The organism is Phenylobacterium sp. (assembly GCF_030651185.1).
Classification (GTDB): Bacteria; Pseudomonadota; Alphaproteobacteria; order Caulobacterales; family Caulobacteraceae; genus Phenylobacterium.
Genome location: NZ_JAUSCJ010000039.1, coordinates 1 through 18,050, shown reverse-complemented (window position 1 = coordinate 18,050; position 18,050 = coordinate 1). Strand labels below are relative to the sequence as shown.

15 protein-coding genes are annotated in these 18,050 nt (G+C 70.2%); 12 read left to right on the top strand and 3 right to left on the bottom strand.

The annotated features are described in order from the left end of the window. Window positions 1-33: 33 nt before the first annotated feature. The 3 genes from Q7J39_RS18265 to Q7J39_RS18255 are packed head-to-tail and all read left to right on the top strand — an operon-like array spanning window position 34 to window position 4,378. Complete coding sequence (locus Q7J39_RS18265) at window positions 34-1,062, top strand: DUF2125 domain-containing protein (protein WP_304828651.1); 1,029 nt, start codon at window positions 34-36, stop codon at window positions 1,060-1,062. Continuing rightward, window positions 1,062-2,723 (top strand): gamma-glutamyltransferase, encoded by a 1,662-nt coding sequence (ggt, locus tag Q7J39_RS18260; RefSeq protein ID WP_304828648.1) that lies wholly within the window; start codon window positions 1,062-1,064, stop codon window positions 2,721-2,723. The genes Q7J39_RS18265 and ggt overlap by 1 nt, the downstream gene beginning before the upstream one ends. Then, window positions 2,723-4,378, top strand: a complete 1,656-nt coding sequence (locus Q7J39_RS18255) for a glycosyltransferase (RefSeq protein WP_304828645.1) — start codon at window positions 2,723-2,725, stop codon at window positions 4,376-4,378. Before ggt ends, Q7J39_RS18255 begins: the two co-directional genes overlap by 1 nt. Here the strand turns inward: Q7J39_RS18255 and Q7J39_RS18250 are convergent. After that, window positions 4,356-4,913, bottom strand: coding sequence for a class I SAM-dependent methyltransferase (locus tag Q7J39_RS18250; RefSeq protein WP_304828642.1), 558 nt, complete (start codon window positions 4,911-4,913; stop codon window positions 4,356-4,358). The two genes, Q7J39_RS18255 and Q7J39_RS18250, sit on opposite strands and share 23 nt — an antisense overlap. A 156-nt stretch (window positions 4,914-5,069) precedes the next feature. On the opposite strand from Q7J39_RS18250, the gene Q7J39_RS18245 reads away from it, so the two are divergent. The 4 genes from Q7J39_RS18245 to Q7J39_RS18230 are packed head-to-tail and all read left to right on the top strand — an operon-like array spanning window position 5,070 to window position 8,345. Beyond that, window positions 5,070-5,876, top strand: coding sequence for a chorismate mutase (locus tag Q7J39_RS18245; protein ID WP_304828639.1), 807 nt, complete (start codon window positions 5,070-5,072; stop codon window positions 5,874-5,876). Window positions 5,877-5,908: 32 nt separating this feature from the next. Next, complete coding sequence (gene hisC / locus Q7J39_RS18240) at window positions 5,909-7,030, top strand: histidinol-phosphate transaminase (RefSeq protein WP_304828636.1); 1,122 nt, start codon at window positions 5,909-5,911, stop codon at window positions 7,028-7,030. Continuing rightward, entirely contained in the window at window positions 7,030-7,962 is a 933-nt protein-coding gene (locus tag Q7J39_RS18235; RefSeq protein WP_304828633.1) for a prephenate/arogenate dehydrogenase family protein, read from the top strand. Before hisC ends, Q7J39_RS18235 begins: the two co-directional genes overlap by 1 nt. A gap of 53 nt (window positions 7,963-8,015) precedes the next feature. Then, complete coding sequence (locus tag Q7J39_RS18230; RefSeq protein WP_304828630.1) at window positions 8,016-8,345, top strand: multidrug efflux SMR transporter; 330 nt, start codon at window positions 8,016-8,018, stop codon at window positions 8,343-8,345. Here the strand turns inward: Q7J39_RS18230 and Q7J39_RS18225 are convergent. After that, window positions 8,342-9,940 carry a pectate lyase gene (locus tag Q7J39_RS18225; protein ID WP_304828627.1) on the bottom strand — a complete coding sequence of 533 codons (1,599 nt, stop codon included), beginning with the start codon at window positions 9,938-9,940 and terminating at the stop codon, window positions 8,342-8,344. The genes Q7J39_RS18230 and Q7J39_RS18225 overlap by 4 nt on opposite strands. A gap of 186 nt (window positions 9,941-10,126) precedes the next feature. Next, on the bottom strand, window positions 10,127-12,826 hold the full coding sequence (locus Q7J39_RS18220; protein WP_370690111.1) for an ATP-dependent DNA helicase: 2,700 nt from the start codon (window positions 12,824-12,826) through the stop codon (window positions 10,127-10,129). A 395-nt stretch (window positions 12,827-13,221) separates the two neighbouring features. Here Q7J39_RS18220 and Q7J39_RS18215 point away from each other — a divergent pair, with 395 nt between their 5' ends. From Q7J39_RS18215 to Q7J39_RS18195, 5 genes are all read left to right on the top strand, one after another. Continuing rightward, window positions 13,222-15,084, top strand: coding sequence for an ATP-binding protein (locus tag Q7J39_RS18215; protein ID WP_304828620.1), 1,863 nt, complete (start codon window positions 13,222-13,224; stop codon window positions 15,082-15,084). Window positions 15,085-15,182: 98 nt separating this feature from the next. Continuing rightward, window positions 15,183-15,458 (top strand): hypothetical protein, encoded by a 276-nt coding sequence (locus Q7J39_RS18210; protein ID WP_304828617.1) that lies wholly within the window; start codon window positions 15,183-15,185, stop codon window positions 15,456-15,458. Continuing rightward, a complete protein-coding gene (locus Q7J39_RS18205; protein WP_304828614.1) occupies window positions 15,455-16,387 on the top strand; it encodes a phytanoyl-CoA dioxygenase family protein in 933 nt (310 codons plus the stop codon). Before Q7J39_RS18210 ends, Q7J39_RS18205 begins: the two co-directional genes overlap by 4 nt. 96 nt (window positions 16,388-16,483) lie before the next feature. Then, entirely contained in the window at window positions 16,484-17,251 is a 768-nt protein-coding gene (locus Q7J39_RS18200) for a DUF3313 domain-containing protein (RefSeq protein WP_304828611.1), read from the top strand. Between the two features lie 52 nt (window positions 17,252-17,303). Further along, window positions 17,304-18,050, top strand: a 747-nt coding sequence (locus Q7J39_RS18195) for a DEAD/DEAH box helicase (RefSeq protein ID WP_304828608.1), incomplete at its 3' end; no start/stop codon positions are given.

Sequence of the window (18,050 nt, the reverse complement as noted above, 5' to 3'; positions counted from 1 at the left end):
GCCCGCCGTTCCAAGACCCCCGAAGCTCCCCCTGTGCCCGATCCGGAACCCGCCCGCAAACCGCGAAGGTTCTGGCTCTATGCGCCGTTCATCGTCCTGCTCGTCGCGGCGGCGGGATGGACAGCCCTCTGGCTGCAGGTGCGCGGCCAGGCCGCGACCCGCATGGACGCCGCCGTCACCGAACTGCGCAAGGCCGGCTACGAAGTATCCTGGAAGGACCGCACGCTTGGCGGTTACCCCTTCCGCCTCGACGTGGTGCTGACCGACGCCCGCATCCGCGAACCAGGCGGCTGGGCGGTCGCCACCCCCAGGCTGGAGGCCGAGGCCTTCCTCTATTCCCTGGGTCACTGGATCACCGCGGCGCCCGAGGGCCTGACCCTGACCCGGCCCATCGGCGGTCCGGTGGAGGTGCGCGGCGAACTGCTTCGCGCCAGCCTCAGCGGCCTCGACAAGCGCCCGCCGTCCTTCTCCTTCGAGGGCCGCAAGCTGACCTTCGCCTCCGGCGCCGGGGCCCAGCCCTTCGGCCTGTCGGCCGCCGACAAGGTGGAGCTGCACCTGCGGCCCGGTCCCGACGACCAGGGCGCCATCCTGTTCAAGGTCGACAACGGCAAGGCCCAGCTCAGCGGCCTGTTCGCCCAGCTGGCCGGCGACAAACCCGTTTCCATCGTCTGGGACTCGATCCTCACCAAGATGAGCGGCTTCAAGGGCCAGACCTGGCCCGCCGCCGTGCGGGCCTGGAGCGGCAGCGGCGGCTTGATCCAGGTTCGCCAAGCCGGGGTCACCGCCGGCGAGGCCCTGATCGGCGCCCAGAGCGGGCAACTGGGGGTCGGCTATGACGGCCGGCTGGTGGGGTCCATGGACGTCACCCTGCGCCAGGCGCCGCGCGCCCTGGCCGCCATGGCCGCGACAGGGACTTTGCCGCCGGAAACGGCCCTGGCCGCCGCCGCCGTGGCCGCCGCCCGCGAGGACAGCGCCTCGGTCGCGCGTGCGACCCTGACCTTCGAAGCCGGGCGCATGACCCTGGGGCCCGTGGCGGTCGGCGCCTCGCCCCGGGTCTATTGATGCTGGGCCAGCCGAACGCCAGGCCGGTCCCCTTCTCCCGGCGGCGAATGTCGCCGGCGCTCGGCCAGGGCGGCATGGTCGCCGCCGCCCATCCGCTCACGGTGGCCGTCGCCCTCGACGTCCTGAAGCGCGGCGGCAACGCGGTGGACGCCGCCGTCGCGGGCGGGCTCACCGCCTCGGTCGTTATGCCGGAGATGTGCGGCTTGGGGGGCGACCTGTTCGCCATCGTCCATGCGCCGGGCCATGAGCCCACGGCGATCCTGGGAAGCGGCGCGTCGCCTCGGTCGGCTACCCTGGACCAGATGCGCAGGCACGGCGACCCCAGCTCCACCGGGGGCAGGATGCCCTTCCGGGGACCGCTCTCGGTGGCCACGCCCGGCATGGTCCACGCCTTCGGCGCCCTGCTGGAACGCTTCGGTTCCAGGCCGCTGGCGGAACTGATTGAACCGGCCATCGCCTATGCGGAGGGCTTCCCGCTCACCCCCCTGGGCGCCCACTTCATCGCCACCTCGGCGGAGCTGCTGCGGCAGTATCCGGCCTCGGCGGCGGTGTTCCTGCCCGGCGGCGAGGCCCCCAAGGCGGGGCAGATTCTGCGCCAGCCCGACCTCGCCCGCACCCTGAGCATGATCGCGGCGCAGGGAACCGGCGCCTTCTATTGCGGCGACATCGCCGAGGCGATCGCGGCCTTCATGGCGGCCAACGGCGGCGAGCTTTCCGCAAACGACCTGGCCGCCCACGAGACCGTCCTGGCCGCGCCCATCGCCACCACCTATCGCGACCACACCGTCTTCCAGACCGGCCTGCCGACCCAGGGGATGATCCTGCTGGAGGCCCTGAACCTCGCCGAGCAGATCGACGGGCAGGCCCTGGCCAAGGGCGACGCAAGCGCGATCCACCTGCTGGCCGAGGCCATCAAGATCGCCTATGCCGACCGTCTTGGATACGCGGTCGACCCCGCCTTCGGGGACCCCCGGCTTCAGACCCTGATCTCCAAGGCCTGGGCCGCCCGGCGCTTCGCCGCCATCGATCCCGAGCGCGCCGCGACCACCGTCCCGGCCGGCGAGATGGCGGACGGCGACACCACCTATTTCTGCGTCGCCGACGGCCAGGGGATGATGGTCTCGCTGATCCAGTCGGTGTCCTCCAACTTCGGCAGCGGGGTGGTGGCCGGCGACACCGGGGTCGTGCTGAACAACCGCGCCGGACGCGGCTTCTCCCTGGAGGCGGGACATCCCAACATCTTCGCGCCGGGCAAGAAGACCCTGCACACCCTGAACTGCTATTCGGTCGCCGACGCCTCGGGCACGCCCATCCTGGTGGGCGGCACGCCGGGCGGCGACGGCCAGCCGCAGTGGAACCTGCAGACCCTGATCGCCCTGATCGACGGCGGCCTGGACGTGCAGGCGGCCGTGGAGGCCCCGCGCTGGACCGTTTGGCCGGGGACCGATCCGTCGACCCTGCCCAATCCCTATGAACTGCAGATCGAGTCCCGCGTCGGCGACGCGGTCCTGGCCGAGCTGGAGGCCCGCGGCCACAGCCTGCGCCGCTTCGGCGCCTGGGGCGGCGGCGGGGCGGCCCAGGCCATCGCCCGCGATCCGCTAACCGGTGTCTTGGCCGGGGGCTCCGACCCCCGCGCCGAGGGCCTGGCCCTGGGGTTCTGATGACGACGCCTGCGATCCTCTTCGAGCCGGACGGCTATGTGGTCACCGGTCCCAGGATCATGGGACGCCAGTCAGCCGGCAACGGCTTCCTGCGCGCCGCGGTGCAGGGACGCGCGGGCCAGCAGGTGTGGGGCTACACGGCGCGGCGCCCGTCGGCGGAGGCGTTCGGCAGGCTCGTGAGGGAGATGGATTCCGCCGCCCAACCTGGCTGGGTGGTGCCCCACCAGTTCGATCGCATGCGGGAGCTTGGCCTGCTCTACACCCCCGGACCTGGCCTTGAGGTGGCGGGCCAGCTGAGGCTGCGCGCCGGGATAGACGCCTATAGTATCTGCGGTCTGACACATACCATCGCCTCGGACCGCGCCATGGCCGAGATCACCGGCCTGCTGACCGCCCCTGTCGCCCCGTGGGACGCGCTGATCTGCACCTCGGCCGTGGCGCGGGAGACCATCGACCAAGTGCTGGAGGCCCAGGCTGACTATCTGGCCTGGCGGCTCCAGGCTCCCATTCGTCAAGTCTCTCCCATGCTGCCCGTCATTCCCCTGGGTGTGCATTGCGCGGATTTCGACACCACCCCACAGGACCGGTCCCAAACGCGGGCGGACCTGGGCCTCGCCATGGACGAGATCGCCGTGCTGTTCGCCGGGCGGCTGTCGCCGGCCGGAAAGGCCCACCCCTTCGCCATGTGGCGCGGCCTGCAAGCATGCGCGGAACGAACCGGAAAGAAGATCGCCTTCGTCCAGGCGGGCCAGTTCTTTAACCCTGAAACCGAGGCCATGTACCGCCAGAGCGCGGCCTGGATCTGTCCCGACGTGCGGCAGGTCTTCGTCGATGGCCAGGACAGCGCGGTCTACCGCTCGGTCTGGGGGGCGGCGGACATCTTCCTCTCCCTGGCCGACAGTGTGCAGGAGACCTTCGGCCTGACCCCGGTGGAGGCGATGGCGGCGGGCCTGCCGGCCGTGGTCAGCGACTGGGACGGCTACAAGGACACGGTCCGCGACGGCCTGGACGGTTTCCGCATCCCCACCTGGTCGCCGGGACCAGGCGAGGCCGGCGCCGAGATGGCGCGCGACTACGAGACCGACGCCACCACCTACGACTTCTACATGTCGCGGCTCAGCACCACCGTCTCGGTGGACCTCCAGGTCCTGACAGACCGGCTGTGCGAGCTGGTCGCCAACCCCGATCTGCGCCGCCGCCTGGGCGAAAGCGGCCAGCGCCGCGCGCGGGAGGTGTTCGACTGGCGGGTGGTCTATGGTCAGTACGAGGCCCTGTGGGCCGAGCAGACCGCGCTGCGGCAGGCCCACGTCCCCGACGGCCCCGCGCCGAAGGCCTCCCCCAGCCGCCCCGATCCATTTTCCAGCTTCGCCACCTATCCGACCCACCACATCACCCAGGCGACCCGGGTCGCGCCCGGCCCCGACCCGGGCGTCGGGTGGCACGACCGGCTGGCCTCGGGGCTGTTTGGCCTGTGGCGCACGCCGCAAGCCCTGCTGGCCGCCATCCTGGCGCAGGTCGACCAGGGCGAGACCGATGTCGGCGACCTGGCGCGGGCGACCCGCTGCGAGCCCTCGTTGATGATCGTGATCGTCGGGCGGCTGGCGAAGATGGGGCTGCTGCGGCTATCGCAGCCTACTTCACCACCCGCAGGGTGACCTGAAGCTCGCGCACGACGCCCCAGAGCTGATCGGCCTGCTCGCGCAGGTCCTCGCGGGTCATCTCGCCCCGCTCCACCTTCGCCAGCCAGTGGGGATCATAGACCTGCACGGCGTGGGCGATCTCGAAGTCCACGTCCATCAGCAGGGCCAGCATGGTGTAGTTGGCCCGCGCCGCCATCCAGACGCGGTTCTGGGCCTTGGACATCATCTTGAAGGTCAGCGGCGTGAAGGCCCGAACGTGGGTGGGGTCGGACCAGTAGGTGTCATGGCGCACGTGGGGGACATGGATCTCCACCAGCCCGCCCGGCGCGGTCACCCGGTACAGTTCCCGCATCACCGCGGCGAAGACTTTGAAGTCGGCGCCGACGTGCTCCAGGACGTGCTTCATCAGCACATGCTCGAAACCATCGGTGGGCAGGTCCCAGGGCGTGGCCTCGATATCCAGCCGCTGATCGGGTTCGCATTCGGGGAAGTTGTCGACGTTCAGCCAGCCGTCGCGCTTGTCGAACCCGCATCCGAGATTGAGCTTCATGGACCCGACCATGGCGCGCCGGCGAGGGCGCGGCAACCAGCGAGCGCGGCTTTGCGCGGCAACCGGTTTCCCGTGCAACTTTATTGCGGCGGACGGCCCTATTGCGCGGGGGCGTGCGATGACTTAAGCGCCGAACCTTCGTTTTCGGGGGACAAAATGGCCGACGCCGATCCCAAGCTTGCCGCGCCGTCCCTCGACGCCGTGCGTGCGCGCCTGGACGAGATCGACGCCGCCCTGCTGGCCCTGGTCGATGAGCGCGCCGGACTGGCCAGGCACGTGGCCGCCGCCAAGGCCGCCGCCGGCGACGGCGACAAGTTCGCCCTGCGCCCCGGCCGCGAGACCGCCCTGCTGCGCCGCCTGCTGGCCAGGGAGCGCACGGCGGCGAGGCCCAGCCTCGTGGTCCGCATCTGGCGTGAGCTGATCGGCGACAGCCTCTCACGCCAGGGGCCCTTCCACATCAATGTCTGGGGCGGCAAGGACCCGGCGCGGTCCGTCGAGTTCGCCCGCCACCGCTTTGGCGCGGCGCCGCCGCTGCGGAGCGTGCCCAAGGCCGAGGAGGCGCTCGCCGCCGCCAAGACGCCGGGCGGGGTCGGGGTCCTGGCCCTGGCCGCCGACACCCCCTGGTGGGGCCGGCTGCTGGCCGATCCCAAGCTGCAGGTGTTCGCCGCGCTGCCCTGCCTGGCCGCCTGGGGGCCGATGACCGCCCTCGCCGTCGCCGAGGTCGAGGTCGAGCCGACCGGCGACGACCGCACCTTCTGGGTCACTGACGCCCCTGGTTCGGCCGCCGCCATCGAGGACGTCCTCTCCCGCGACGGCGTGGCTGGCGACCTGATCGCCGAGGCCGGCGGCCTGAAGCTTTTCGCCCTGATCGGCTTCTACCAGGCCGGCGACGAACGCCTGGCCCGCGCGCCAGGGCGCCTTTCCGGGGTGATCGGGGCTGCGCCCGCCCCGCTGGACGTGTAAGAGGCGGGCCTCATCCCCGCTTGAAGCGTCCCATGTCCGACACCGTCCTCGACCGCGCCAAGGCCCAGCGGCCCACGCCGAAGCCCGGCATCCTCGACATCGCCTGCTATGTGCCCGGCAAGGCCAAGGTCGAGGGTATCGAACATCCGCTGAAGCTGTCGGCCAACGAGAACATCCTGGGCTGCAGCCCGGACGCCAAGGCGGCCTTCGCCGGCGCTATCGACCTGCTGCACATGTATCCCGACGGCCGCACCACCATCCTGCGCACCGCCATCGCCGAAAAGTACGGCCTGGAGCCTGAGCGCCTGATCTTCGGCTGCGGCTCCGACGAGATCTTCCAGCTGCTGAACCAGACCTTCCTCGAACCCGGCGACAACATCGTCCAGGGCGAGTTCGGCTTCGGCGCCTACGCCATCGGCGCGCGGGCCTGCGGCGCGAACGTCAAGTTCGCCAAGGAGGTCAACCACCGCATCGACGTCGACGCCCTGCTGGCGGAGGTCGACGAGCGCACCCGCCTGGTCTTCGTCGCCAACCCCGGCAACCCCACCGGCACCTGGATCACCGGCGAGGAGATCCGACGCCTGCATGCGGGTCTGGCCCCCAGCGTCGTGCTGGTGCTGGACGGCGCCTATGCCGAGTTCGTGGCCGATCCGGCCTTCGAGGACGGCATGTCCATGGTGCGCGAGTTCGAGAACGTGGTGGTCACCCGCACCTTCTCCAAGCTGCACGGCCTGGCCGCCCTGCGGGTGGGCTGGGCCTATATGCCGGTGGACATGGCTGACGCGCTGGACCGCATCCGCCTGCCGTTCAACGTCAACATCCCGGCCCAGGTCGCCGCCGTCGCCGCGCTCGGCGATGAAGACTTTCAGGCCCGGTCGCTGGCGCTCATCGAACAATGGCGGCCCTACCTGATCCAGCAGCTGGGCGGCCTGGGCCTCGAGCCCGTGCCCTCGGCGGCCAACTTCGTGCTGGTGGGCTTCCCCAAGACGCCCGGCAAGACCGCCAGGGAGGCCGAGGCCTATCTGGCGTCGAAGGGGATCATCGTGCGCGGGGTCGGCGGCTACGGCCTGCCCGACCACCTGCGGATCACCATCGGCCTGGAAGACCACAACCGCGCCGTGGTGGAGGCGCTCGCCGCCTTCGTGAAGTCCTGATGGGCGAGATCCTGTTCCCCCGCATGGCGGTGATCGGCTGCGGCCTGATCGGCTCCTCGGTGATCCTGGCGGCCCGCGAGGCCGGCGCCGTGGGCGAGGTGATCGTCGCCGATCTCAGCGAGGCCCACCGCGCCCGCATCGTCGAACTGGGCTATGCCGACAAGGTCACCGGCGACATCGCCGAGGCCGTCACCGGCGCCGATCTGGTGGTCTTCGCCGTCCCGGTGCTGGCCATGGGCGAGGCCGCCAAGGCCGCCGCGCCCGCCATGAAGCCCGGGGCCATCGTCACCGACGTGGGTTCGGTGAAGGGTTCCGTCGCCCAGGCCCTTATGGCCGCCCTGCCCGACACCGTCTTCATCGTGCCCGGCCACCCCATCGCCGGCACCGAGCACTCCGGCCCCGACGCCGGCTTCGCCGAGTTGTTCCAGAGCCGCTGGGTGATCCTGACGCCGCAGCCGCGGCAGGACGATCCCTATCTCGAAGCGGTCAGCCAGCTCTCAGAATTCTGGCGAGCGCTGGGCGCCAACGTCGAGCTGATGGACGACCGCCACCACGACCTGGTTTTGGCCGTCACCAGCCACCTGCCCCACCTGATCGCCTACAACATCGTCGGCACCGCCGCCGACATGGAGGAGGTCACCCAGGCCGAGGTGATGAAGTATTCCGCCGGCGGCTTCCGCGACTTCACCCGCATCGCAGCGTCGGATCCCACCATGTGGCGCGACGTCTTCGTGGCCAACAAGGAGGCGGTGCTGGAGATCCTGGGGCGCTTCACCGAGGACCTGCAGGCCCTGTCACGGCAGATCCGCTGGGGCGAGAGCGACAAGCTGTTCGAACTGTTCAGCCGCACCCGCGAAATCCGCCGCGGCATCATCGCGGCGGGCCAGGAAAGCCCAGAACCCAACTTCGGCCGGGATCGCGGCAAGCACTAGCAGGTAGGGTGGCGGCACCCGGCGATTCGCCGGGGCCTCGGAGAACGACAGCCATGAACGGCTACGCCTGGCTCGGCATCGCCATCCTCTGCGAGGTGATCGCCACCACCGCCCTGAAGGCCTCGGACGGCTTCTCGAAAACCCTTCCGTCGATCATTTCGGCGGCGGGCTACGGCGTCGCCTTCTACTGCATGTCCCAGTCGATGAAGACCGTGCCGGTCGGGGTCAGCTACGCCATCTGGTCGGGGATCGGCATCGTGCTGATCACCCTGCTGGCCTGGGTGATCTTCAAGCAGAAGCTGGACCTGCCTGCGGTCATCGGCATGGGGATGATCCTGGCGGGCGTTCTGGTGATCAACCTCTACTCCAAGGCCGTGGTCTAGCCGCCGTCCACTGCGCTGATCAGGACGCCCATGTTTTTGATGAAGGCCGAGGTGGAGATGCCCATCACCGGCTTGTCCGTCGGATAGGGCGAGGTGTCCCAGGCGTCGCCGACATGGGTCTGGGAATAGTCGCCGGGCGCCGCCACCGCCGGACCGGGGCCTTGGTAGGGATGGCTGGTGGCCACCAGCGGCGTCGGCCAATAGCCCTGCGCGTTCAGGTCGGCCACCAGCTTGGCGGCGGCCTCGGGGCTGGCCTTGGACGGCGCCAGGGTCCCGCCGCCATTGAGGTCCGATGTGGCGAAATCCTGGTTGGCGAAGAAGCGCGGCAGGGGCCCCGTGTGGGTCAGGGGCGAGTTCGCCGCCGCCTGGTCCCGCGGCGTCGCCTTCAGCGCCGCGTAGCGGGCCCGCAGCTCTTCCAGCTTCACCAGCCGGAAAGAGCTGTAATGGGCCAGCGTCTTCTCCGGATTGTCGTCGGCATAGTACTCGCCGTTGACCACATTGGACCCGCGCCGGTGGATGTAGAGCGGCCGGTCGGTCCCGATCTCCAGGAAGGTTGGATGGGTGCGGCCGTCCGGCCTGCGCGCCGGCAGGGCCACCTTGGCCAGCCAGTCCAGGGCCTGCGGCACGCGGGCCAGATACTTCGGATCGCCGGTCAGTTCGTAGAAGGTCATCAGCTGGCCGACATTGGCCGCCGTGGTGTGGGTGGTGAGCGCCCGGGGTTCATAGCTGCGGGCGGCCGAGGGCGTCAGGTCGTCCACACGGTGCTGCAGGCCCCAGCCGGCCTGGGGCGCCGGCTGCTGGGTGATGACGAAGACCTCCATCGCCCGGCGGATCGCAGGCCCCACGCGCGGGTCGCCCAGGGTCTGGGCCACCATGACCAGGAACTTGATGTTCTCGCCCGCCACGTCGTCGTTGAAGGTGATGTAGCTCGTATAGTCGGCCCCGTGCTTCGTGAACGGCCGCCCCGCCGGCCACCGCTGCGGCCAGCCGCCGTTGGGGTACTGGCTGTTCAGGACGAAATCGAGCGCCCGGTCCAAGGCCGGCTTGAATTTGGCCTCGCGCTTCTCGAGGTACAGGCGCAGCAGGAACTGCATGGCCTCCGAGGACCCCGCGTCGTCAAAGGTGGCGTTGCCCCAGTCGTGCTGGAATTCCTCCATCCGCCAGGCGTTGGCGCCGATGGTGGCGTACCACCTGGCCTTGGCCGTCTCGCCGCCGAAATCGATCAGGTAGTTCCAGCCGCCGGCCGGCAGCTGGCCCGCCATCAGGCACTCGGCGGCCTGGGTGGCGGCCGCGTAATAGGCCTCGTCGCCGGTGGCGTGATAGGCGTCGAGGAAGAGGTGGCCCATCGTGCCGGTCCCTGGCGGCTGCACCCAGACCTGGGTGGGCGAGGCCTCCAGCTCTCCCCAGCGACGCGAAAAGTCGGGCAGGTAGGACCAGACATAACCCCCATGCACGGCGGCCTTCTCGGTCATGAAGGCGGTGGCGCGCTTCATGGTGGCCAGCACCTCCGCGCGCGTGGGACCCGGCGACGCAGCGGCCGGAAGCGCCAGGGCGCCGGCCATGCTGGCGAGGATGACCCGTCGGGTCGCATGCATATGGAGCCTCCCTGGCGGCGCTTCGCGCATCATGACACCGGTGTCATGAGACGCAACCTAGCCTAGCTGATTTCCGCGGGCTGGCCTGATCGGGCTGGACTGAGCGGCGTGAGCAACCAGCCCCGATGCGGGCGACCAGCGGCCCTTTCCCTCCCCGGTTCCGCTTCGCTGCACAGGTAAGGAGAATCAGGTTCCCAGGAACTCGGCCGTCGCCTCGATGGCCTCCACCAGGCCGAGGCGCTCGATCTTCACCCCCTCCGGCAGGCCGGAGAACAGGCGGGTGGGGGCCGCGGCGTCCAGCATGACGAAGACTCCCTTGTCATCGGCGCGGCGGATCAGCCGGCCGAAGGCCTGGCTGATGCGGTTGCGGGCGACGCTGTCGTCATAGGCCTTGCCGCCGAAGCGGACCCGGCGGGCCTTGTGCAGGATATCTGGACGCGGCCAGGGGACCCGGTCGAAGACCAGCAGGCGCAGGGACCTGCCCGGCACATCCACGCCGTCCCGGACGGCGTCGGTGCCCAGCAGGCAGCTGTCCTGCTCGGCCCGGAAGATGTCCACCAGGGCGCCGACCTCCAGGGGATCGACGTGTTGGGCGTAGAGGGCCAGGCCCTTGTCGGAGAGTGGCGCGGCGATCTTCTCATGGACCGCGCGCAGGCGGCGGATGGCGGTGAACAGGCCAACCCCCCCGCCCCCCGCGGCCAGGAACAGTTCGCGCATGGCCGCAGCCACCTGGCGCGGGTCGTCGCGGCCGACATCGGTGACCACGAAGGCTCGCGAGTTGGTCTCGTAGTCGAAGGGCGAGGCCAGGCGCAGGGTCTTGGGACGGTCGGGCAGGCGCGCGGCGCCGGTGCGCATCTCGGCCAGAGCGAAGGGGTCGGCCAGGGTGGAGTCGGCCAGGGTGGCGCTGGTCACCAGCACCCCGTGGGCCGGGGCGATGACGGTGTTGGTGAGCGGCTCGGTGGGATCGACCCAGTGGCGGCGGCAGGCGGCGTCCACCACCCGGCCATAGAGGAAGGTGGCGTCGAACCAGTCGACGAAGTCGGGGTCATCCTCGGCGTCCTCGTCGATGGCCCGCAGCATGGAGCGCCAGGCCGGCAGGGTCATGCGAGCGCGCCGGTCTAGCCCCCTCAAAGCCCCTTCAATACGCGCCCGATCGCCCGGCGGCAGGGTGGCGGCCTCGTCGTCCAGCACGTCCTCGAGGTGACGGGCCAGGGCCAGCAGGGGCGCCTCGATGGCGGCGAGCGCCGAGGCGGCGGCCCGCGCGGTCTCGCGCACCAGATCCAACGCCGGGCGGGCGGCGCACTCCATGCCCACCTCGGACGGGGCGGCGCGGGCGCGCAGCTGCTCGATCACCGCCACAACGAAATGCTCGACGGGTCCCGACGGATTGACCTCTCCGTTGGGGGAGGCCACACGGCCCGACCAGCCCTCGCCCGGCAGGGCGGCGGCGGCGCGGGTGGCGTCCACCAGGGCGCGCTTGGCGTCATCGCGGTCGCCCAGCACCTCCATCAGGCGGGCTTCAAGACCCCGGCCCCGGCGGCCCCGGCCCTCGGGGCCCCGGATCCAGCGGCGCAGCTCGGCTGACTCCGCGCCGGAGAGCGCCGCCGCAAAGGCCGCATCGGCAGCGTCGAACAGGTGGTGGCCCTCGTCGAAGACGATGCGCTTGAGCTGGGTGGTCTCGCCGTCGGCCTTGGAACCCCGCGCGGCCCGCGCGCCGTCGAAGGCGGCCTGGGTCAGGACCAGGGCGTGGTTGGCGATGACGATGTCGGCGCGGCGGGAACCCCGCACCGCCTTCTCGACGAAACAGGCGCGGTAGTGGGCGCAGCCGGCGTGGATGCATTCGCCCCGCCGGTCCACCAGGTTGGCGGCGCTGGCCTGGCCCACCGGCGGGATGGCGAACAGGGTCGGCAGCCAGGCGGGGAAGTCACCGCCGGTCATGTCGCCGTCGCGGGTGGCGCGCACCCAGCGGGCGGTCAGCGCCAGGCCGATCAGGTCGGCCCCGCCGAGCTGGGCGGTGTTGGCCTGGTCCTGGAAGTTCAGCAGGCAGAGGTAGTTCTCCCGCCCCTTGCGGACCACGGCCTTTTTCGCGCGGACCTTGGGGTCGGGATAGATGGCGTGGCTCTCGCGCTCGATCTGGCGCTGCAGGGCGCGGGTATAGGTGGAGATCCACACCGCAGGCCCATTGGCCTCCGCCCACAGCGAGGCGGGCGCGAGATAGCCCAGGGTCTTGCCGACCCCGGTGCCGGCCTCGGCCAGCATCATGCGCGGCTCGCCCTCCTTCTCGCGCGGCGAGAAGGCGAAGGCGGCCTCGGCGGCGAACTCGGCCTGGGTGGGCCGGGCCTCGTCCAGGCCCGCCTGCCGCAGCAGGTCGGTAAGGCGCTGGGCGGCGGCCTCCGGGGCGATGGGCCGCGAGCCGGCCTCGCCGGGGGGCGCCTGTTCCTCCCACTCCGCCACGCGGGTCCACACATCCATTCCCGAGCCGCGGAAGGCGTTGCCCACCGGGGCCGAGCGCAGGGCGCCGATCACGGCGGTTCCCCAGGCCCAGCCGGCCCGGCCCAGGGTCTCAGCCAGGGCCAGGGCCTCCTCCCGCGAGGGCTCCGGGGTCAGGGCCAGTTCGGCCAGCAGGACATGGCAGGCCTCGCGCAGCACCTTGGCCTGTTCCGCCGCGCCCTTGGGTTCGGGCAAGCCCAGCGCCAGGGCCAGCCCCGCCGCCGATGGGGCGCAGAACCGGGCGGGGCGGACGAAGGCGAACAGCTCCAGGGCGTCGAAGAGCCCCTGCGATCGGCCCGGCGCATGCACCCCCAGCCGTTTGGCTGTCATGCCCGCATGGGCCACCAGGACCGGGCCGTGCTCGAACAGGTCGCGAGCGTCGGGCGCCCGGATCATCTCCGCCCGCGCCGCACCGGCCGCCGCGGCGCGGGGGCCGGGCAGGACGACAAGGGCGGGGGCCAGATCAAGACTCGGGGCGAGGGCGTTCACTCCGCGGTGTTAGCCGATCCTCGGGCGAAACGGAACGGGAACGGCGCACCGGGTGCTTCACGATCCCGGGGGGACAGGTTGACGTCCTCCTGAAGGCGAATCCGGGCTAGAGTGATGGCTGCGAGACCTTAAGGTGTACCCGGTTCGAGTATAAAATCCGCGCATCCTCAATGGTTACATGCCCAAAATGGGTTGTTCTGCGGCTATTTTCAAGTAAATCGCGTAAATTCCAATATCGTTGGAATGTTTGTTTACTGCGTTCTCGATAGACATCATCCCGAAAACAGGGACCGGGAAATCGGATGTTGACCCAACCATCGAGGGGGGTTTCGGACGGCGGCGGCGCGCCGGCCTTTGCCTTCGACCTGCTGGGCGCCGCGCAGAAGAACGCGCTGGCCACTATGGTCGTGCAGCTGGCGGCGTCCCTCACCATGCCGGTCCTGGGCCGCGTCGAAGCCAGGGGCTGGTATCTGGCGTGGCTCGCCTTGGTGCTGTTGATCTTCGGCGCCCGGATCTTCGTGGAACGGAGGCTGGGCCGACTGCTCAAGGGGCCCGCCGCCGCCGACCAGCTTGCCCCATGGGCGATCGCCCATTCGGCGGGCCTGATATTCAGTTCGGGCCTCTGGGCCCTGCTTGCCTGGATCCAGTTGCCGGCCGAGACGGTCCAGACGCAGTTCTTCATCATCATCGTGGTCTCGGCCCTGGCCGCCGGCGCGACCGGCATCCTGGCGCCCCTGAAGACCACCGGCCGGATCTACATCACCCTGATGCTGGCCCCCGCCTCTCTGCGCCTGATGCTGGACGGCGACATGGCGCTGGGGGTGCTGGGCCTGGTGTTCTGCGGGGTGATGATCGCCTCGCACAGGAACAGCCACGCCCTGCTGCTGCGTTCCATCGCGCTCGGGCGTGAGAACCTGGGCTTGGTGAGCGAGCTCCGCGCCCGGAACGACGAGATCGAGCAGATCAACCAGTCCCTCGAACAACGGGTCGCCGACCGCACCAAGGCCCTCGAGCTGCTGGCGATCGAGGCCCAGGCGGGAAGCCGGGCCAAGTCGGAGTTCCTGTCCACGATCAGCCACGAGATCCGCACCCCGCTGAACGGCGTGCTGGGCATGGCCCAGGTCATGGAGCGCGGCGAGCTGACCGCGCCGCAGCGCGAGCGGCTGTCGATCATCCAGACCTCGGCGCTCACCCTGCTGGGGGTCGTCAACGACGTCCTCGACATCTCCAAGATCGAGGCGGGTAACATGACGCTCAACCCCGCAGAGTTCCTCCTCGCACCGTTCGCGGACGGGATTCGGCGGCTCTATGGCGTGCTGGCGGAGGAGAAGGGGCTGACCTTCGACCTGTCCCTCGGCGAGGCCGCCTCCGGCATGCGCTTCGGCGACGAGGTTCGGCTGCGGCAGATCGTTTCCAACCTGATCTCCAACGCCCTGAAGTTCACTGCGGCTGGAGCGATCTCGGTCGGCATCGGGGGCGATGCCGACGGGATCACGATCGAGGTGCGTGACACCGGCGCGGGCATCGCCCCGGAGGACCAGGTCCACGTCTTCGACCGCTTCGTCCAGGCCGACGGCTCCAATACCCGGCGCGCTGGCGGCACGGGCCTGGGCCTGGCCATCTGCCGGGAGCTGACGGAGCTCATGGGCGGCGAAATCTCGCTGGTCTCCGCGCCGGGCGAAGGATCGTGCTTCACCGTTCGCCTGCCGATGCCGGTTCGCGGGGCGCGTCCCCCGGTCTCCGCCCTGCCTCCCACCGAGCCCCCTCGACCCGCCGTCAAAGGCGCCCGCGTCCTGGTGGTGGACGATAACCCGACCAACCGGCTGGTGCTGCAGACCATGCTGGAGGACTTCGGTCTCTCCACGGGCATGGCTCATGACGGCGTCGAGGCGGTCTCAGCCTGGGAGAGCGGAGAGTGGGACGCGATCCTCATGGACATCCACATGCCGCGAATGGACGGCCTTGACGCCACCCGTGTCATCCGCGCCCGGGAAACCGGCGTCACGCGGGCCCGTACTCCGATCATCGCGGTGACCGCCAGCGTCCTGTCTCACGAGACCGCCGCCTATCGCGCCGCGGGCATGGACGAGGTGGTCGCCAAGCCCGTGGAGAGCCAGATCTTGATGGACGCCCTGAGCCGGCAGAAAGCCGGTTCAGGGGTTTAAGGAACGGCCTCACGCGAAAATCGCCCGTTCACAGGGCCCGCCACCTGGACCATGATCGCACCCAACCCCGTCATCAGCATGGGAACGAGGGGGGCGACATGACGCGCCAGAAGGTGCTGGTTCTATATCTGGCCAATTCCGCGCTGGATTCTCCGGTGGTCGCCTGGGCGGTCTATGACGGGACCGGCGAGACTCGCCCGATGGCCGGTGACAATGACGACCCGCCCTATCGCACCGGGGCCGACGCCCTGCGCGACGGCTGGCGGCTGTTCCAGGCCTCGCAGATCCTGCCGCACCCGCGCGGCGAGGAGTTCGACCTGGCCTATCTGAAATACGAGTTCTTCTTCGAGCAGCTTGTGGAGACGGTGGCGTGAGCGAGCAACCTGTCCTGCTGGACTCCCTGCAGATGGCCCGCTTCGTGGCCCGCGGGTTCCTGCGCTTCGACGGCGTGGTCCCCGACGAGATCAACCGGCAGTTCCTGACCGAGGTCGGCGAGGCCGCAGAACCCGAGCCCGGCCGCAAGGTGATGCGGGCCTTCGGAGAGCTGCTGGGGCAGGCGGAAATCCCGGAGGTGGCCGCGGGCGCGCCGCTCTCGGCCACCTATCCACAAGGCTCCGCCATTCGCCGCCTGCTGGACCTGCCGCTGGTGAAGGGCGCGATCGAGAGCCTGGCGGGCCCCGACCCGATCTTCGATCACCACTTCCTGCACGTCACCTTCCCGCCGGCCTATCACGAGGCCGGGGGCGGCGAGAACGTCTCCCAGCACACCCACCAGGACTCCACCGTCGACCCATCCAAGGGCTTCGACCTGCAGATCATGTACTACCCGCACAAGGTCACCCGCGAGATGGGCGGCACCCGCTTCATCCCCGGAACCCACCTGCGCAAGGTCAGCGAGGTGGCGCTGGGGCGCTATCAGAACATGCGGGGGCAGCAGCACATGGTCTGCGAGGCGGGGACCCTGCTCTTCCTGCACAACGGCCTGTGGCACGGCGGCGGAGTGAACCACGCCGACCGCACCCGGACCATGTTCAAGATCCGCATGAACCCCAGCGAGCCCCAGGTGCGGCGTTGGGACATGACGACCCTGCCCGCGCCCAATCCTCGGCCGATCTTCTATGTGAAGAGCGCCCAGCCGGAGACGGTGGAGTCGATCCTGATGGCGCCGGAGCCCTGGTTCGAGCAGGACACCGGGCGGCTGGAGTTCGTCAACCGCATCAAGCTGTGGCGCCACCTAAGCGGAAATTTGGGCTACGACGCCGATCACTGGATGAGCCGCCTGGAAAACCCCGCCCGCGCCTGAAACGCGCCGAGGGAACGGGCGCGGGTCCGAAGCATTTGGGTCGCGGCAATGATCGGCATTGCGCGTCCGCCCGCCTGTGCGCCTCGTATCCCCCAAATGAAAAAGCTCCTGATCCTTCCTCTCCTTGGGCTCGTCGCCGCCTGCAGCACTCCCACCCAGCCCACCGGGATGCTGTCGACCTATGACGGGCTGGCCGTGAACCCTGGCGCCGTGCGGGCCAGTGTCTCCGATCGGCGGGACGAGGCCGGCTTGGAGAAGGTCCATCGGGTGGCGCTGACGCCGACCGAGGTGGCGGAGACCACAGCAGCCTGGATGTCGCCGGGCGAGCGGACCACCCTGCTGCGGGAGATCGACGCCCAGCTCTGCTTCGAGCTGTCCGAACGCTATGAGATCGCCACGCCCGCCGAGGCCGCCGACGCCAAGGTCCGCGCCGTGCTCAGCCAGGTGAAGGCCACCGGCCGGGTGGGATCGGCGGCCTCGGCGGCGGCGGGCTTCTTCATCCCCGGCCCCATCGGCCTGCGCGCCCCGGGAACCCTGGGCGGGCTCGGGGTCGAGGCCGAGATGATCGGCGCGGACGGCAAGCAGCTGGCGGCCATCACCTGGACCCGGCAGGGCATGGCGGTGGGGACCGATAACCCCTCCCTCAGCCGCATCGGCGACGCCCTACAGTTCGCCGAGCCCTTCGCCGACGACGCCGCCAAGGCCATGACCGCAAAGGATCGTAAGCCCATCAAGCTCGCCAAGCCCGACCCCTGCGCCCAGTACGGCTCGCGCCTGCGGGTGGAGGGCATGGCCGCCAAGTTCGCCACCGGCCTCTATGTCCCGCAGATGAGCGGTGCGAAGGCCAACACGCCCCAGCCTTGACCGCCACGCCTTTGGGCGTGAAACGGAACGGGAACATGCTATAGGGCGAGGGATGGCCGAAGACGCGGGCGCCGCCCCTCCCCTCCTGCCCCCGAGGTTCGCGGACTGGTTTTCGGCCCGCGGCTGGAACGCGCGCGAACATCAGCTGGAGATGATCGCCAAGGGTCGCGCCGGCCGCGACGCCCTGCTGATCGCGCCGACCGGCGGCGGCAAGACCCTGGCAGGGTTCATGCCCAGCCTGATCGAACTGGCCGAACGGCCGCCGGCCAACACGCCCCGCGGAATCCACACCCTCTACATCTCGCCGCTGAAGGCCCTGGCCGTCGATGTCGAGCGCAACCTGATGGCGCCCATCCTCCAGATGGGCCTGCCCATCGTGGCCGAGAGCCGCACCGGAGACACGGGCCAGGCGCGCCGCCAGCGCCAACGGATCAAGCCGCCGGACATCCTGCTGACCACGCCCGAGCAACTGGCCCTGTTCTGCGCCTGGGAGGGCGCCCGGCTCTATTTCGAGGACCTGGCCTGCGTCATCGTCGACGAGATCCACGCCATCCACGCCTCAAAGCGGGGCGACCTGCTGGCCCTGGACCTGGCGCGGCTGCAGACCTTCGCCCCGAGGATGCGGCGGGTGGGACTGTCGGCGACGGTGGACGATCCCGACGTGATCCGCCGCTGGCTGGGCTGCTTCCCTCCCCCGTTTACGGGGGAGGGGGACCGCGAAGCGGTGGAGGGGGCGAGACCGGGCGCTGAGCTTGAGGCCGCCCCCTCCCCCACGCCGGCGGCGCGGTCCCCCGCCCCC

Bases quoted from the DNA above. Each gene is read 5' to 3' on its own strand.
- ggt (WP_304828648.1), top strand. From the start codon at position 1,062: ATGCTGGGCCAGCCGAACGCCAGGCCGGTCCCCTTCTCCCGGCGGCGA.
- Q7J39_RS18255 (WP_304828645.1), top strand. From the start codon at position 2,723: ATGACGACGCCTGCGATCCTCTTCGAGCCGGACGGCTATGTGGTCACC.
- Q7J39_RS18250 (WP_304828642.1), bottom strand. From the start codon at position 4,913: ATGAAGCTCAATCTCGGATGCGGGTTCGACAAGCGCGACGGCTGGCTG.
- Q7J39_RS18245 (WP_304828639.1), top strand. From the start codon at position 5,070: ATGGCCGACGCCGATCCCAAGCTTGCCGCGCCGTCCCTCGACGCCGTG.
- hisC (WP_304828636.1), top strand. From the start codon at position 5,909: ATGTCCGACACCGTCCTCGACCGCGCCAAGGCCCAGCGGCCCACGCCG.
- Q7J39_RS18235 (WP_304828633.1), top strand. From the start codon at position 7,030: ATGGGCGAGATCCTGTTCCCCCGCATGGCGGTGATCGGCTGCGGCCTG.
- Q7J39_RS18230 (WP_304828630.1), top strand. From the start codon at position 8,016: ATGAACGGCTACGCCTGGCTCGGCATCGCCATCCTCTGCGAGGTGATC.
- Q7J39_RS18225 (WP_304828627.1), bottom strand. From the start codon at position 9,940: ATGCATGCGACCCGACGGGTCATCCTCGCCAGCATGGCCGGCGCCCTG.
- Q7J39_RS18220 (WP_370690111.1), bottom strand. From the start codon at position 12,826: ATGATCCGGGCGCCCGACGCTCGCGACCTGTTCGAGCACGGCCCGGTC.
- Q7J39_RS18215 (WP_304828620.1), top strand. From the start codon at position 13,222: ATGTTGACCCAACCATCGAGGGGGGTTTCGGACGGCGGCGGCGCGCCG.
- Q7J39_RS18210 (WP_304828617.1), top strand. From the start codon at position 15,183: ATGACGCGCCAGAAGGTGCTGGTTCTATATCTGGCCAATTCCGCGCTG.
- Q7J39_RS18200 (WP_304828611.1), top strand. From the start codon at position 16,484: ATGAAAAAGCTCCTGATCCTTCCTCTCCTTGGGCTCGTCGCCGCCTGC.